Here is a 15,649-nt window from a genome sequence, read left to right on the forward strand (position 1 = left end):
TCCCATCGCCCATCGTCCCCTCTCCTGCGAAGCGGGGGAGGGACAGGGAGGGGGGAAGGCCCCACGGTAAAGCGCCGCTCACAGCCGATCCAGCAGCGCAAACCAGCTCATCGCCGCCACCTGCGTCGGGAAGCGCAGCCATTTGCCGCCGGGGAACGGCGGGCATGGCAGGGCGGCGAAGGCGTCGAAGCGTTCGGTGACGCCGGCGATCGCCTCGGCGAGGATGTGGCCGGCGTAAGGCGCCATCATCACGCCCTGCCCCGAATAGCCGGCCGCGACCCAGACGTTGGGCTTCGGGCGGCGCACGTAGGGCAGCCGGTTCACCGTGATGCCGAGGGTGCCGCCCCAGGCGTGGCTGACCGCGACATCGGCGAGCTGCGGGTAGATCTTCGCCATGTGGCGGCGCACGAAGCCGGCGATATCGGCCGGGAACTTCGCGCCGAAGGTCTCGCCGCCGCCGAACAGCAGCCGGCGGTCCGGCGTCATCCGCCAGTAGTAGACGACGAAGCGGCTGTCGGCCGCCGCCTCGCCGCCGGGCAGCAGCGCGTCGCCCTCGGGCCCTAGCGGTTCGGTGGTGAGGATGAAGTTGTTGAGCGGCAGGATGCGCGCCTCGGTGTCGGGATCGAGGCCGGCGAGGTAGCCGTTGCCGGCGAGCACCAGCGCGTCGGCGACGATGCTGCCCGCCGCCGTGCGCAGCCGCACCTTGGCGCCGTGCTCGACGCCGACGGCCCGGCTGTCCTCGAAGATGCGCGCGCCGGCGGCGCTCGCGGCGCGGGCGAGGCCGAGGGCGAATTTCAGCGGGTGGAGATGGCCGCCGGTCGGGTCGATCGCCGCGCCGAAATAGGCGTCGGTGCCGAGCGCCGCCGCGGTGTCGGCCCGGTTCAGAACGCGGTAGGGGCCGAGGCCCCAGGCCTCGGTCAGCCGCTCGGCGTGGGCTTTCGCCCCATCGACGTCGCGGGCGCGGTGCACCGCCTCGATCAGGCCGGGGCGGAGATCGCAGTCGATGCCGAGGCGGTCGATCAGGCCGAGCTGGTGGCGGCGCGCTTCTTCCGCGAAGCCGACGAGGCGGCGGGCGGCGGGTTCGCCGAGGCGGGCGGCGAGCCAGTCCGGGTCGCGGCGCTGGCCGGGGTGGATCTGGCCGCCGTTGCGGCCCGAGGCACCCCAGCCGACCTTGTTCGCCTCGAGCACGACGACGTCGTAGCCGCGCTCGGCGAGGCGCAGGGCTGCGCCGAGGCCGGTGTAGCCGGCGCCGACGACGACCACATCGGCCCGCGTCTCGCCGGCGAGCGCCGGGTATGCCGGCAGCGGGCCGGCGGAGGCGGCGTACCACGACGGCGCATGCGGCGCCCTGCCCTCGCGCGGCATCAGCGGCATGGCGGTCAGCCCATCCGTCCGTCGGCCTTCAGCGCGGCGTAGGTATCGTCGAGCGTCTTCTCGGTGAGGCGCACCAGCTCGTCGGCCTCCTCGTGGTTGAGCACCAGCGGCGGCGAGATGATCATGGTGTCCTTCACCGCGCGCATGACGAGGCCGTTCGCAAACGAGAAGTCGCGGCAGATCGTGCCGACCTTGCCGGGATCGGGGAAGCGGCGGCGTTCGGGCTTTGCCGGCACCAGTTCAAGCGCGCCGATCAGGCCGACCATGCGCGCCTCGCCGACGAGGGGATGGTCGCCGAGCGCCAGCCACTTCTTCTGGAGGTAGGGGCCGATGTCGTTGGCGACCCGCTCGACGAGGCCCTCGTCGCGGATGATCCGGAGGTTGGCGATGGCGGCGGCGCAGGCGACCGGGTGGCCGGAATAGGTGTAGCCGTGGTTGAAATCGCCGAACTCGCCGGCGACCATCAGGCTCGCCACCTTCTCGCCGACGAGGACGCCGCCGATCGGCAGGTAGCCCGACGACAGGCCCTTGGCGACCGGCATCAGGTCGGGCTCGATGCCGACGAACTCGGAGCCGAACCAGCGGCCGGTGCGGCCGAAGCCGCAGATGACCTCGTCGGCGACCAGCAGGATCTCGCGCTCCTTGCAGATGCGGGCGACCTCGGGCCAGTAGGTGGAGGGCGGGATGATGACGCCGCCGGCGCCCTGGATCGGCTCGGCGATGAAGGCGGCGACATTGCCCTCGCCGAGCTGCTCGATCGCGACTTCGAGTTCGCGCGCGGCTACGAGGCCGAACTCCTCGGGCGACAGCTCGCCGCCCTCGTCGAACCAGTAGGGCTGGGCGATGTGGTGGATGCCGGGGATCGGCAGGCCGCCCTGCGCGTGCATCGGGCCCATGCCGCCGAGGCTGGCGCCGGCGACGGTGGACCCGTGATAGGCGTTGCGGCGGGCGATGATCACCTTCTTGTCCGGCTTGCCGAGCTTCGCCCAGTAGGTCCGCACGAGACGCAGCACGGTGTCGTTCGATTCCGAGCCGGAGCCGGTGAAGAAGACGTGCTTGAACTGCGGCGGCGAGAGCTCCGCCAGCAGCTCGGCGAGGCGGATCGCCGGCGGGTGGGTCGTCTTGAAGAAGGTGTTGTAGTAGGCGAGCTCCGCCATCTGCGCCTGCACCGCCTCGGCGATCTCTGGCCGGCCGTGGCCGATGTTGACGCACCAGAGCCCGGCCATGCCGTCGAGAATGCGGTTGCCATCGCTGTCCTCGAGGAAGCAGCCCTTGGCGCGCACGATGATGCGCGAGCCCTCGGCGTTGAGCGCCTTCATGTCGGAGAAGGGATGCAGGTGATGGGCGGCGTCGAGCGCGCGCAGCGGGCCGGTGGGGTAGAGGTTCGAGACGGTCACGTTGTTCTCCTTGGCGCACCGGCGCGCGGCGTTGGCGACGCCGGCGCCGTTACGGCCGTCTGGCGACGGCCAGCTTGTCGTTGCGCACGATCAGCCGCGACGGGTCGGCATCGGGCGGGATCGTGCGGGTCATCTGGACGGGCATCTCGGCCGGCTGCGCGGCGCTGCCGAAGGCGGCGACCCCCTCGGCGATGATCGTGCGCTGGACCTCGGCGAAATTGGCCGTCGTGGTCCAGAAACGGGTGACGACATTGGTGCCGGCGCCGGTGAAGCCGTCGACGAAGACCACCGGGGCCGGCTCGGCGAGCACGCGGCCGTCGGCGGCGACGACGTCGTTCAGCCGGGCGACGGCGGCGGCGAGGTCGGCGTCCTTCGGGACCATGGTCGCGAGGCTCACCATGCGGCGGCCGTTGCGGCCATGGTTGCGCAGCGGCAGGTTCCAGATCGAGGAGTTCGGCGCCAGCACGTAGATGCCGTCGAAAGTCTCGAGCTCGCAGACGAACAGCCCGATTTCCCGCACGGTGCCGGCCACGGCGCCGACCTCGATGTAGTCACCGATCTTGAACGGGCGCAACCACAGCAGCATGACGCCGGCGGCGATGTTTGTGAGCGTGCCCTGCAGCGCGAGGCCGATGGCGAGGCCGGCGGCGCCGAGGATCGCGAACAGCGAGGCGGTCTGCACGCCGAGCTGGCTGAGCGACAGGATGATGACGAAGACGATGATGCCGTAGCGCAGCACCGCGGCGACCACCGGGCGCACCGTCGGATCGACGTGCGGGGCGCGGCCGAGCAGGCCGCTGACGCCGCGCGACACCCAGCCGGCGACGAAGAGGCCGACGACGAAGATGACGATCGCCGCGACGAGGTGCGGCACGAAGGCGATCGACCAGGCGATCAGCGTCGCTGCGAGGGTGTCGAACTCCTGGGGGGAGAGGCTGAGATCCATGAGGGCGGGTATCCGGAGCGGGAGTGTCGGAACCGCGACCGCGAACGCGGCCACTGCGCCGACAACGGCGAGACCCGCGCCGAGGTTCGATTCTCCACCATCCGGACCGGCATCGCATGCAGCCGCCGCGGCGCGGCGGCGGGTCGGGGCGAGATGTCCGGGGGCGACGATCATCATGGCCCCGCTCAGGCCGTGCGGTCGCGGTTGCCCGCGAGGTAGCCGCTGAGTGACATCGCCGGCCAGCGCCAGGCGACGATGTCGGCGGCGCGGCAGCTCATCACGTTGACGCCGTCGTTCTGGTTGCCGCCGAGCAGATAGACGACCTCGCCGGCACGGCTCCAGAAGAAGCCGACGTGGCCGGTGCCCTCGTTGTTGCGGTTGCCGCCGGTCTTGCGCTTCACCGCGACGCAGCCGAACTTCGGATGCGCGATGCCGATGCCGAACTCGGTCCAGGAGATTGCCGTGGTGTGCGCGATCTCCATGGTTTTCTCCGAATAGACCTGCCGGATGCACCAGCCGACGAAGGCGGCGCACCACGGCGTCACGATCAGGCCGCTGCCGCTCGGGACCACCGGCGAGACGTGATACTCGCGGCCGCGCTTGTCGGGCGGCGTGGTGACCGCGTCGAAGTACTTGTTGATCTCGGGATTGGCCTCCTTCACGGCGCGCAGCCGCGCGGCGCGCAGGTCCTTCTCGAGGGCGGCACGGTCGTCGGCGGGCAACGACTTCATCAGGCCGCGCCGCAGCTTCTGCTCCTCGGCGAGCACCGTCTTGTAGGAGCGGTAGTCCTCCTGCACGCCCTTGCCGCCGCGCCGGAACTCGGCGACCGCCGGCTTCATCCACGGCGCCGAGCCGTAGTCGAGGCTGTCCAGCACGGCCGCGCCGATCTTCTCGGGGCCGAAATACTGCGACTTGAACGCCGGTGCGGGTGCCGGTGCGGAGACCGGCGCCGCGACCACCGCCGGCTTCGTCAGAGGAACCGCCATCGCCCCATCTCCCCCACCCGGCCCCGGCACCCCGCCCGGCGGGCGCGCCTCGTCCGGGTACGCCTTACGGTCCCCGCAGCAGACGGCCTCGCCCCGCGGGGCGCAGCGCGAGCTCAGACGCTCAGCAGCAGATATTCCCGCTCCCACGACGAGATGACCCGCATGAAGGTCTCGTACTCGGTCTGCTTGATCGCGCGGTAGGTGGAGACGAAGGCCTTGCCGAAGATGTCGGTGAGTTCGTCGGTCTCCTCGAACAGCGCCACGGCCTCCAGCAGGCCGCGCGGCAGCGTGTGCGGCAGGCCGCGGGCCGAGCCCTCGATCGGGTCTTCCGGCGTCAGGCCTTCCTCGATGCCGAGGTAGCCGCAGGCGAGCGAGGCGGCCATGGCGAGGTAGGGGTTGGCGTCCGACGACGGCACCCGGTTCTCGACGCGGCGCGCCTGCGGCCCGGAGTTCGGGACGCGGATGCCGACGGTGCGGTTGTCGTAGCCCCAGTGGACGTTGATCGGCGCCGCGGTGTTGCGAGCGAGGCGGCGATAGGAATTCACGTAGGGCGCCAGCATGCACATCACGGCCGGCAGGTATTTCTGCTGACCGGCGATGAAGGCGAAGAACTCGGAGGTCGGGTTGCCCTCGGCGTCGGAGAAGATGTTCTTGCCGGTTTCGGTATCGACGATCGACTGGTGGATGTGCATCGCCGAGCCGGGCTCGCGCGACATCGGCTTCGCCATGAAGGTCGCGTACATCTTGTGGCGCAGCGCCGCCTCGCGGATCGTGCGCTTGAACAGGAACACCTGGTCGGCGAGCTGGACCGGGTCGCCGTGGCGCAGGTTGATCTCCATCTGCGCGGCGCCCTCCTCGTGGATCAGGGTGTCGATCTCGAGCCCCTGCGCCTCGGAGAAGTCGTAGATGTCGTCGAACAGGTCGTCGAACTCGTTCACGGCCTGGATCGAATAGGACTGGCGGCCGGATTCGGGGCGGCCGGAACGGCCGACGGGGGGCTCCAGCGGGTAGTCCGGGTCGGTGTTCGGCTTGACGAGATAGAATTCCATCTCGGGCGCGACCACCGGCGTCCAGCCGTTGCGGTCGTAGAGGTTCATGATCCGCTTCAGGAGCTGCCGCGGCGCGATCTCGACCGGGCGGCCGTCACGGGTATAGGCGTCGTGGATGATCTGCGCGGTCGGGTCCGAGGCCCAGGGCACGACGGACAGCGTCGAGTAGTCCGGGCGCATCATGATGTCGCCGTCGGTCGGGTCGTACTGGAAGCCCTCGTCCTCCTCGGGCATCTCGCCGGAGATGGTCTGCGCGAACAGCGAGGCGGGCAGCGACATCACCGGGCCGCCGAAGAACTTGTCGGTCGGCATCAGCTTGCCGCGGGCGACGCCGGCCTGGTCGGGCACGACGCACTCGATATCCTCGATGCCGCGGCGCGCCAGCCACTCGCGCGCCTCCTGCAGGGAGGCGACGCCGCGGGGGCTGTCGGCGGGCGTCGCGGGGCTCGTCGGTTCGGTCATGATGCTTCTGCGCCTGCAGCTCTGGAAAGGGGCCGGGAGACGGCCCGCGGCGGCGAGTGCCGCCGGGCTTGGAATGGCGGGCGACCGGGGCCACCCGCCGCGCGGCAGGCACCAGATCGCGCCGAAATCCGCCTCTATTTGTGATCACAAAGAGATCGGATGTCAAACCCCGCGCGGCATCCGGACCTCAGATGCCGCTCCGGCATCGCTCCCCAGTGCCTCGCCGATCAGCGCCATGCCGTCGGCGATATCGAGGCGGATCGCCTCGTGCAGCCGCGCCGGATCGCGCGCCGCGATCGCCTCGATCGCCTGCTTGTGGTGGTCGACGAGGGCGGCCGTGCCGACCCGGCCGTAGACCATCCGCATGAACGGTCCGAACTGCAGCCAGACGCTCTCGATCAGTTGCAGGAACACGGCGGAGCCGGACGCGGTGTAGATCGTGAAGTGGAAATCATGGTTGAGGCGCATGTAGGTCTCGACGTCGCCGGTGCCGAGGCTGGCGTCGATCTGGTCGTCGACCGCCTGCAGCCGGCGGATTTCGGCGCGGCCCAGGGATGGCAGCGCCAGCACCGCGGCTTCCGGCTCCAGCAGCGCGCGGGCGCGGAGAATCTCGGCGAACTTGCGCTCGCTCATCTTCGGCACCGCGATGCGGCCCTTGGCGGAGATTTCCAGCGCGTTCTCGGCGGCAAGTCCCCGGATCGCCTCGCGCACCGGCATCGGGCTGGTGCCGAGCTCCTCGGCAAGGCCGCGCAGCGTTACCGAGCGGCCCGGCTGAATGCGGCCGGTGATCAGCGCCGCGCGCAGCGCATCCGTGACGCGGCCGCGCAAACCCCGCCGTCCCTCGCCCGAAAGCTCGGCCGGATCAAGGGTTTCGACGTGGCGCTGAACCGTGGGCATGGACGCCGACCCTCGTCGTTTGAGGTTGCCGTACCGAATGATTTGTGATCACGTACCGAAGGAATTGCAAGCGGCCAGCCCACGGCGACAGAGGGGGATCCGGCGAGCATGGCGACGACGCGCACCGGCATATGCCCCGGGCCGGCGACCGACCGGCCGGCAACCTGCATTCCGTCTCCCGCCCTCCGCGCTTTTGCCGATCGTCCATGCGGGGCGATCCGTGCGATTCGGGGCACCCGGCCCGGCGGCGGGGCACTGGCGAGTCATGTTACGCCATCAGCCCCCTTGCGCGCCGCGGTTCGGCTTGAAAGACTATTGCTTGATCATGCCTGCTGCTTGAGCAGCGGGAGCACGTCCGGACCGGGCCGACATTGCCGTCGGACGGGCCGAGCCATCCGGCGGGTGCGTGCCCGCCGTACCATCCCGATGGGGCCCCACCCGGCCCTGCCGCACCAAAAACCGCAGAGGTGGACAGCATGCGTCAACTGAACCATTCGTGCCGCACGATCGTGGTGGCGGCCCTCGCGGGCACGCTGCTCGCGGGCGCCGCGAACGCGCAGCAGCGCGTCGTCAACGTCTACAACTGGTCCGACTACATCGGGGAGACGACCCTCGCCGACTTCGAGAAGGAAACCGGCATCAAGGTCGTCTACGACGTGTTCGATTCGAACGACATTCTCGAGACCAAGCTGCTCGCCGGCTCGACCGGCTACGACGTCGTGGTGCCGACCGGCACCTTCCTCGCCCGGCAGATCCAGGCCGGCGTGTTCCAGAAGCTCGACAAGTCGAAGCTGCCCAACCTTTCCAATGCCTGGCCGGAGATTACCGAGCGGCTGGAAAAGTACGATCCGGGCAACGAATACGCCGTCAACTACATGTGGGGCACCACGGGCATCGGCTACAACGTCGCCAAGATCAATGAGATCATGCCCGACGCGCCGGTCGACAGCTGGGAGATGATCTTCAATCCGGAGATCCTGTCGAAGTTCAAGGACTGCGGCATCAACATGCTCGACAGCGCCGACGAGATGATCCCGGCCGCGCTGAAATACCTCGGCCGCGATCCGGATTCGAAGTCCGCGGAGGACATCGAGGCCGCCGGCGAGTTGCTGAAGACAATCCGCCCCTACATCCAGAAGTTCAACTCGTCCGAGTACATCAACACGCTCGCCAACGGCGACATCTGCATCGCCATCGGCTGGTCGGGCGACATCTTCATCGCCCGCGACCGCGCCGCGGAAGCCAACAACGGCGTCGAGATCGCCTATTCGATCCCGAAGGAAGGCGCCCTGATGTGGTTCGACAACTTCGCCATCCCGGCGGACGCGCCGCATCCCGAGGAAGCGCTCGCGTTCATCAACTTCATGCTGAAGCCGGACGTCGCCGCGGCGAACTCGAACTACGTGTTCTACGCCAACGGTAACCTCGCCTCGCAGGACCTGCTCGACGCCGAGGTGAAGGACGATCCGGCGATCTACCCGCCGGCCGAGGCGCTCGAAAACCTCTACACGATCAGCCCCTACGACCCGCGCTCGCAGCGCGTGCTGACCCGGGTCTGGACGACGGTCAAGACCGGCTCCTGAGCCCGGCATCGAACGACGAAACGCCCGGCTCGCCCGGGCGTTTCCACGACGGGACGGCGGTCCCGGCGCGCGACCGGCAGGGGTGCCGGCGCCGCCGGCCGCCGGGCGCAAAGTGATCGGGGCAAGGGGGCTGGCTCATCATGGCGAAATCGCTCGGACCGGTGAAACGCAAGTTCGCGCCCTGGGATGATCCGGCCGCGAAGCCGTACATCCGCTACGAGGGCGTGACGAAGCGCTTCGGCGACTTCGTTGCCGTCAACGATCTCACCCTCACCATCTACGAGCGCGAGTTCTTCGCGCTGCTCGGGCCATCCGGCTGCGGCAAGACCACGTTGATGCGCATGCTCGGCGGCTTCGACCACCCGACCACGGGCCGGATCACCCTCGACGGCGCCGACCTCTCCGGCGTGCCGCCCTACCGGCGGCCGGTCAACATGATGTTCCAGTCCTACGCGCTGTTCCCGCACATGACGGTGGAGCAGAACATCGCTTTCGGCCTGAAGCAGGACAAGCTGCCGAAGGGCGAGATCGAGACCCGCGTGCAGGAGATGCTGAAGCTCGTCAAGCTGGAGCCGTTCGCCAAGCGCAAGCCGCACCAGATGTCCGGCGGCCAGCGCCAGCGCGTCGCGCTCGCCCGCGCGCTCGCCAAGCGGCCGAAGGTGCTCCTCCTCGACGAGCCGCTCGGCGCGCTCGACAAGAAGCTGCGCGAGGAGACCCAGTTCGAGCTCACCGACCTGCAGGTGACGCTCGGCCTCACCTTCATCATCGTGACCCACGACCAGGAAGAGGCGATGACCCTCGCCGACCGGATCGCGGTGATGGACAAGGGCCGCATCATCCAGGTCGCGACGCCGGGCGAAATCTACGAGGAACCCAACTCGCGCTACGTCGCCGACTTCATCGGCAACATCAACGTCATCGAAGCCGGCTGCGCCCGGACCGAGCCCGGCAAGACCGTGCTCACCGCGCCGGGCATTTCGGCGACGATCGAGGTCGACCGCGACACCGGCTGCAAGGCCGGCGACAAGGCGTTCTTCGCGATCCGGCCCGAGAAGATGCGCCTGTCGCTCGACGCGCCGCCCTCGACCGCGGTCAACGCGATCCCCGGCACGATCTGGGACATCGGCTATCTCGGCGACGTCTCGATCTACCACGTCAAGCTCGAGAATGGCGCCGTGGTGAAGGCGACGCTGACCAACACCACCCGCCTCGTGGAGCGCCCCATCAGCTGGGACGACAAGGTCTGGCTCACCTGGCCGCGCGATGCCGGCCTGGTTCTCACCGCCTGAGGAGGACACGGGTCATGGCCGCAGGTCCAAGTCGCAATCTCGGCCGCTACCTCGTGGTGGCGGTGCCGTTCGTCTGGCTGCTCGTCTTCTTCCTCGCGCCGTTCTTCATCATCGCCAAGATCTCGCTGTCGACGACGGCGATCGCGATGCCGCCCTATACGCCGGTGTTCGACGGGCTCACCGGGCTCTGGGACAATCTCGCCGAGTTCAGCTTCGAGAACTATGTCTGGCTGACCAGCGACCAGCTCTATATCCGCGCCTACCTGTCGAGCCTCCGGATCGCCTTCATCTCGACGGTGCTGCTGCTCGCGATCGGCTACCCGATCGCCTACGCGATGGCGCGCGCGCCGAGTTCGATCCGGCCGACGCTGCTGATGCTGATCATCCTGCCGTTCTGGACGTCGTTCCTGATCCGCGTCTACGCCTGGATCGGCATCCTGAAGCCGGAAGGGCTGCTCACCGTGGTGCTGCAGACCGTCGGACTGCTCGCGCCCAACGAGCAGGTCCGCATCATGAACACGGAGACGGCGGTGCTGATCGGCATCGTCTACTCCTACCTGCCGTTCATGATCCTGCCGCTCTATGCGGCGCTGGAACGGCTCGACAACACGCTGCTGGAAGCAGCCCAGGACCTCGGCTGCCCGCCGATCAAGGCGTTCTGGCTCGTCACCTTCCCGCTGTCGCTGCCCGGCGTCATCGCCGGCTCGTTCCTCTGCTTCATCCCGATCATGGGTGAGTTCGTCATCCCCGACCTGCTCGGCGGCTCGGAGACGATCATGATCGGCCGCACGCTGTGGACCGAGTTCTTCAACAACCGCGACTGGCCGCTCTCCTCGGCGGTGGCCGTGGTGCTGCTCCTGATCCTCGTGGTGCCGATCGTGCTGTTCCAGAACCAGAGCGCCAGGGCAACGGAGAAGGGCCGATGAACAAGAACCTCAGCTGGTTCAACGTGACGTCGCTGACGCTCGGCTTCGCGTTCCTCTACCTGCCGATCCTGCTGCTGGTCGTCTACTCGTTCAACGAGTCGCGGCTGGTGACGGTATGGGGCGGCTTCTCGACCCGGTGGTACGTCGAGATGTGGAACAACCAGGGCCTGATGGACGCCGCCTGGGTGACCATCCGCGTCGCGCTGCTCTCGGCGACGGTCGCGACCGTCCTCGGCACGCTCGGCGCGATCGCCCTCGTCCGCTTCACCCGCTTTCCCGGGCGGACGCTGTTCTCCGGCATGATCTACGCCCCGCTGGTGATGCCCGACGTCATCACCGGCCTGTCGCTGTTGCTGCTGTTCGTGGCAATGGGGCTCGCCCGCGGCTTCTGGACGGTGATCATCGCGCATGTGACCTTCGCCATGTGCTACGTCGCCGTCGTGGTGCAGTCGCGCCTCGTCACCTTCGACCAATCGATGGAAGAGGCGGCGCAGGACCTCGGCTGCCCGCCGGTGAAGACCTTCTTCCAGATCACCCTGCCGCTGATCCTGCCCGGCGTCATCGCCGGCTGGATGCTCGCCTTCACGCTGTCGCTCGACGACCTCGTGATCGCGAGCTTCGCGAGCGGCCCCGGCGCCACCACGCTGCCGATGAAGATCTACAGCCAGGTGCGGCTCGGCGTGACGCCCGAGATCAACGCCGTCTGCACCATCCTGATCGGCATCGTCACCATCGGCGTCATCATCGCCTCGATCGCGTCGAAGCGGTCGGAGGTCGAACGGCAGCGCGCCGAGCGGCTGGCGGCGGCGACGCCGTAGGGGGAGTGGGTCTAATTCCCTTCTCCCCCTGTGGGAGAAGGTGGCCGAAGGCCGGATGAGGGGTGCAGCCTCTCGTCGGGCTCGGAATTGGCGGTGGGGCCCATACCCCTCATCCGCCCTTCGGGCACCTTCTCCCACAAGGGGAGAAGGGAATGGTCCGATGGGTCAGGGGAATGGTTTCACGCCCGCGGCGGGCGGACCAGCAGGGCGAGGGCCCACATCGGCACGATCACCAGCGCGCCCAGCGCCATGTTCGGCAGAGCCCAGTCGACGGCCCGGCTCGCCATCGCCGCGACCTCGTCCGGCGTCATGCCGACCTTGGCGGCGATCCGCTCCACCGAGATGCCGGCGAAGGACAGCCCTGCCCCGGTGGCGAGCGAGGCGGCGCCGAGCTTCAGGAGCGTGAGCGGGAGGCGATACATGGGTCGTCGATTCCGGCCGTCAGCCGCCGCGATGACGGCGGCGGGCTCGTATGACCAGTCAACGCGCCGCATGGTGAACATCGCGTAAACGCGGCGAAACGCCCGCGCCTTGCGGCCATCGCCGAGGCCTGACATTGCACTGCGATTGCCCTATGAACACGGGGAGCATGACGGGCCCGCGGGCTCGCCGCCAGCGTGGGAAAGGCCCTCCGTGATCGACTTCCGGCCCGTCTTCTTCATCGTCGGCGTGCTCTCCTCGACCTTCGGTCCGCTGCTGCTGATCTGCGCGCTCGTCGACCTCGGCGCCGGTCATCGCGACTGGCAGACCTTCGTCATGGTGGCGATGCTGGTGATGGGCTTCGGCAGCCTGCTCGCCACCGCGAACTGGGGCGCGCCGCTGAAGCTGTCGCTGCGCCAGGGCTTCATGCTGACCGTCATCAGCTGGGTCGTGCTGAGCCTGATCGGCGCGCTGCCGCTCTACTTCTCCGAATACGACATCTCGTTCACCGACGCGGTGTTCGAGGCGGTGTCGGGCGTCACGACGACCGGCTCGACGGTGCTGACCGGCCTCGACGACATGGCGCCGGGGCTGCTGCTCTGGCGCGCGACGCTGAACTGGGTCGGCGGGCTCGGCGTGATCGCGATGGGCATCGTGCTGCTGCCGTTCCTGCGCATTTCCGGCATGCAGCTGTTCAAGATGGAAAGCTCGGACGTCGGCAACAAGGCGACGGCGCGGGTCGTTGTCATGGTGCGCCAGATCGCCCTGCTCTACATCGGCTGCACCGCGGTCTCGATCATGCTGCTGACCATGGGCGGGGTCAGTTTCCTCGACGCCGTCTGCCACAGCTTCGCGGCGATCGCGACGGGGGGCCTCTCGACCCACGACGCCTCGATCGGCTGGTTCGACAGCCGCTATGTCGAGGGCGTGCTGATGGTCGGCATGCTGGTCGGCAGCCTGACGTTTCCGCTGATGATCCAGGCCTTCCACGGCCGGCCGCAGCTGTTGTTCGACGATCCGCAGGTGAAGTTCTACCTGAAGCTGATCGTCGTCGTCGTCTTCATCATTTCCGCCTGGCGCGTCATCGCCACCGAGGCCGGACTGGTGGACATCGTCTGGGGCACCAGCTTCAACGTGATCTCGATCATCTCGACGACGGGGTTCGCCAGCGAGAACTACCTCGCCTGGGGGCATTTTCCCGAGGCGATGTTCTTGATGATCACCCTGGTCGGCGGCTGCACCGGCTCGACCTCGGGCGGCATCAAGGCGTTCCGCATCTACATGCTCCTGAAGGTGATGCAGAACCAGCTGCTGACCCGGCTGCAGCCGCACCGCGTCCTGCTCGTCACCTATGGCGAGCGCACCATCGACGACGACGTGCTGCGCTCGATCGGCGCTTTCGTCTGGATGACGCTGATGGTGATCGTGCTGTTCACCCCGGTGATCTCGGCGACCGGAGTCGATTTCGTCACCGCGCTGTCGAGCGTGATGCAGGCGATCGCCAACGTCGGTCCCGGCATCGGCGCGCAGATCGGCCCCGCCGGCAACTACGCCGGGCTTTCCGACGTCGCCAAATGGGTGCTGGCGTTCCTGATGCTGCTCGGGCGTCTCGAGATCGTCGTCGTGCTCGTCGTGCTGACGCCGGCCTACTGGAGCCGGTGACCGGCCGTCAGCTCGAGACGGCCGAGGGGCTGCGCGCGGAGCCGCCCGACGGCGCCTCGCGAAAACTGGTGCCGGCGAGCAGGGCGATCGGGACGAGGCCGACGAGCACGATCATCAGCGCCGCCACGGCGCCGTCCTCATAGGTGCCGCGCGCCGCCTCGGCATAGACGTGGGTCGCCAGCGTCTCGAAGTTGAACGGGCGCAGCAGCAGCGCGATCGGCAGCTCCTTCATGCAGTCGACGAAGACGAGCAGCGCCGCGGCGGTGATCGCCGGGCGCAGCATCGGCGCGTGGATGCGGCCGACGAGGCGGGCGTGGCCGGCGCCGAGGCTTTTCGCCGCCATGTCGAGGCTCGGACTGATCTTGGTGAGCCCGGCCTCGATGCCGCCGGACGAGATCGCGAGGAAGCGGATGACGTAGGCAATCACCAGCGCCGCGCCCGAGCCCGACAGCAGCAGGCCGGTGGAGATGCCGAGCGTCGCCCGCGCCCAGCCGTCGACCAGATTGTCGAAGCTCGCGAGCGGCACCAGCATGCCGACGGCGAGCACCGTGCCCGGGATGGTGTAGCCGATGCCGGCGAGGCGGACGATCAGGTGAGCGCCACGGCGCGGCGAGAAACGCGCGACATAGGCGAGGAACAGCCCGGTCAGCACGGTGAGCGCGGTGGCGACCAGCGCCAGCAGCAGGCTGTTGCCGATCCAGCTCGCGAGATCGGGCGGCAGGCCGAAGGCGCGCACCCGCTTGCCAGCCTCGGCGACGAGATAGCTCGCGGGGACGACGAAGCCGATGACCACCGGAAGCGCGCAGGCGAGCGTCGCGGCGACCGCCTTCAGTCCGCCGAGTGGCAGGGGCGCGGCCGGGTGGGTGCGGCCGGCGCGGCCGACGTAGCGCTGGTGGTGACGGCCGGCGCGCTCAACGAGCAGCAGCGCAAACACCACGACCAGCATCATCAGCGCGATCTGCGCCGCGCCCTCGATGCTCGAGCGCGTCACCCAGGTGGTGTAGATCGCGACGGTCAGCGTGCGCACGCCGAGGAATTCCGAGGCGCCGATGTCGTTCAGCGCCTCCATCAGCGCCAGCGAGGTGCCGACGGCGACCGCCGGCCGGGCGAGCGGCAGGGCGACCGTGAAGAAGGTGCGGGCCGGGCCGCTGCCGAGGGTGCGCGCCACCTCCACCGCCGCCTTTGACTGCATCATGAACAGCGCGCGCGCCGGCAGGTAGACGTAGGGGTAGAGCACGAAGCCGAGCAGGGTGATGGCGCCGCCGAGCGAGCGGATCTCCGGAAACCAGAGGTCGCGCGGGCTGGTGATGCCGAGGAGATCGCGCAGCGTGCTCTGCACAGGGCCGATCGGGTGCAGCACGTCGAGATAGGCGTAGGCGAGGATGTAGGTCGGCACGCTGAGCGGCAGCAGCAGCGCCCATTCGAACAGGCGCCGGCCGGGAAAGCGGAAGGTCGCGACCAGCCAGGCCGTGCCGACGCCGACCACGGCGACGACGATGCCGACGCCGACGAGCAGCAGGAACGTCGTCTGCAGCGCGACGGGAAGCACGGTGCGCACGAGGTGCGGCCAGAGATCGCCCGAGCCCTGCACGGCGAACCAGACGAGCCCGGCGATCGGCGCAAAGACGACGGCGACGATGGCGAGTGCCGCCAGCGTCAAGGGCGACCAGCCGCCGCGGCGGCGGCGAACCGCCACCGCCGTGCCCCGCGTCGCCGCGATTCCGGCCAACCTGTCGACCATCGCACCTCGCTCACCAGCCGACGCGGCCGACCCGCGCGAACGGCAAATGCCGGCCAGCGCTCGCGCGCCGGCCGGCGAATGTCAGCGACCGACGACCGG

13 protein-coding genes are annotated in these 15,649 nt (G+C 68.9%); 5 read left to right on the forward strand and 8 right to left on the reverse strand.

Features of this window, described 5'->3' with window-relative positions:
- Positions 1-78 precede the first annotated feature (78 nt).
- The 6 genes from I5731_RS10560 to I5731_RS10585 form a co-directional block, all read right to left on the reverse strand.
- Positions 79-1,374: an NAD(P)/FAD-dependent oxidoreductase gene (locus tag I5731_RS10560; protein ID WP_235981703.1), complete on the reverse strand. Its 1,296-nt coding sequence runs from the start codon at positions 1,372-1,374 to the stop codon at positions 79-81.
- Positions 1,375-1,379: 5 nt separating this feature from the next.
- Entirely contained in the window at positions 1,380-2,771 is a 1,392-nt protein-coding gene (locus tag I5731_RS10565; RefSeq protein WP_197311353.1) for an aspartate aminotransferase family protein, read from the reverse strand.
- A 49-nt stretch (positions 2,772-2,820) separates the two neighbouring features.
- On the reverse strand, positions 2,821-3,717 hold the full coding sequence (locus I5731_RS10570) for a mechanosensitive ion channel family protein (protein WP_235981704.1): 897 nt from the start codon (positions 3,715-3,717) through the stop codon (positions 2,821-2,823).
- A 185-nt stretch (positions 3,718-3,902) separates the two neighbouring features.
- Positions 3,903-4,703, reverse strand: a complete 801-nt coding sequence (locus tag I5731_RS10575; RefSeq protein ID WP_197311354.1) for a TIGR02594 family protein — start codon at positions 4,701-4,703, stop codon at positions 3,903-3,905.
- A gap of 113 nt (positions 4,704-4,816) precedes the next feature.
- Positions 4,817-6,214 (reverse strand): glutamine synthetase family protein, encoded by a 1,398-nt coding sequence (locus I5731_RS10580; protein ID WP_197311355.1) that lies wholly within the window; start codon positions 6,212-6,214, stop codon positions 4,817-4,819.
- A gap of 162 nt (positions 6,215-6,376) precedes the next feature.
- On the reverse strand, positions 6,377-7,111 hold the full coding sequence (locus I5731_RS10585) for a GntR family transcriptional regulator (protein ID WP_197311356.1): 735 nt from the start codon (positions 7,109-7,111) through the stop codon (positions 6,377-6,379).
- A 476-nt stretch (positions 7,112-7,587) separates the two neighbouring features.
- Here I5731_RS10585 and I5731_RS10590 point away from each other — a divergent pair, with 476 nt between their 5' ends.
- The 4 genes from I5731_RS10590 (at position 7,588) to I5731_RS10605 (ending at position 11,727) form a co-directional block, all read left to right on the forward strand.
- Positions 7,588-8,694: a polyamine ABC transporter substrate-binding protein gene (locus I5731_RS10590; RefSeq protein ID WP_197311357.1), complete on the forward strand. Its 1,107-nt coding sequence runs from the start codon at positions 7,588-7,590 to the stop codon at positions 8,692-8,694.
- A gap of 140 nt (positions 8,695-8,834) precedes the next feature.
- Positions 8,835-9,983 carry an ABC transporter ATP-binding protein gene (locus I5731_RS10595; RefSeq protein ID WP_197311358.1) on the forward strand — a complete coding sequence of 383 codons (1,149 nt, stop codon included), beginning with the start codon at positions 8,835-8,837 and terminating at the stop codon, positions 9,981-9,983.
- Between the two features lie 14 nt (positions 9,984-9,997).
- Positions 9,998-10,909: an ABC transporter permease gene (locus tag I5731_RS10600; protein ID WP_197311359.1), complete on the forward strand. Its 912-nt coding sequence runs from the start codon at positions 9,998-10,000 to the stop codon at positions 10,907-10,909.
- On the forward strand, positions 10,906-11,727 hold the full coding sequence (locus I5731_RS10605; protein WP_197311360.1) for an ABC transporter permease: 822 nt from the start codon (positions 10,906-10,908) through the stop codon (positions 11,725-11,727). The genes I5731_RS10600 and I5731_RS10605 overlap by 4 nt, the downstream gene beginning before the upstream one ends.
- Before the next feature lie 179 nt (positions 11,728-11,906).
- On the opposite strand, the gene I5731_RS10610 is transcribed toward I5731_RS10605, so the two are convergent.
- The gene (locus I5731_RS10610) at positions 11,907-12,149 is read right to left on the reverse strand and encodes a hypothetical protein (RefSeq protein WP_197311361.1); all 243 of its coding nucleotides are present in this window, start codon (positions 12,147-12,149) and stop codon (positions 11,907-11,909) included.
- 211 nt (positions 12,150-12,360) lie between these two features.
- Between I5731_RS10610 and I5731_RS10615 the strand changes: the two genes are divergently transcribed.
- Complete coding sequence (locus I5731_RS10615) at positions 12,361-13,809, forward strand: TrkH family potassium uptake protein (RefSeq protein WP_197311362.1); 1,449 nt, start codon at positions 12,361-12,363, stop codon at positions 13,807-13,809.
- A gap of 7 nt (positions 13,810-13,816) precedes the next feature.
- On the opposite strand, the gene I5731_RS10620 is transcribed toward I5731_RS10615, so the two are convergent.
- Positions 13,817-15,550, reverse strand: coding sequence for an ABC transporter permease (locus tag I5731_RS10620; RefSeq protein WP_197311363.1), 1,734 nt, complete (start codon positions 15,548-15,550; stop codon positions 13,817-13,819).
- Between the last annotated feature and the right edge of the window lie 99 nt (positions 15,551-15,649).

The sequence above is a fragment of the Methylobrevis albus genome, from assembly GCF_015904235.1.
Classification (GTDB): domain Bacteria; phylum Pseudomonadota; class Alphaproteobacteria; order Rhizobiales; family Pleomorphomonadaceae; genus Methylobrevis_A; species Methylobrevis_A albus.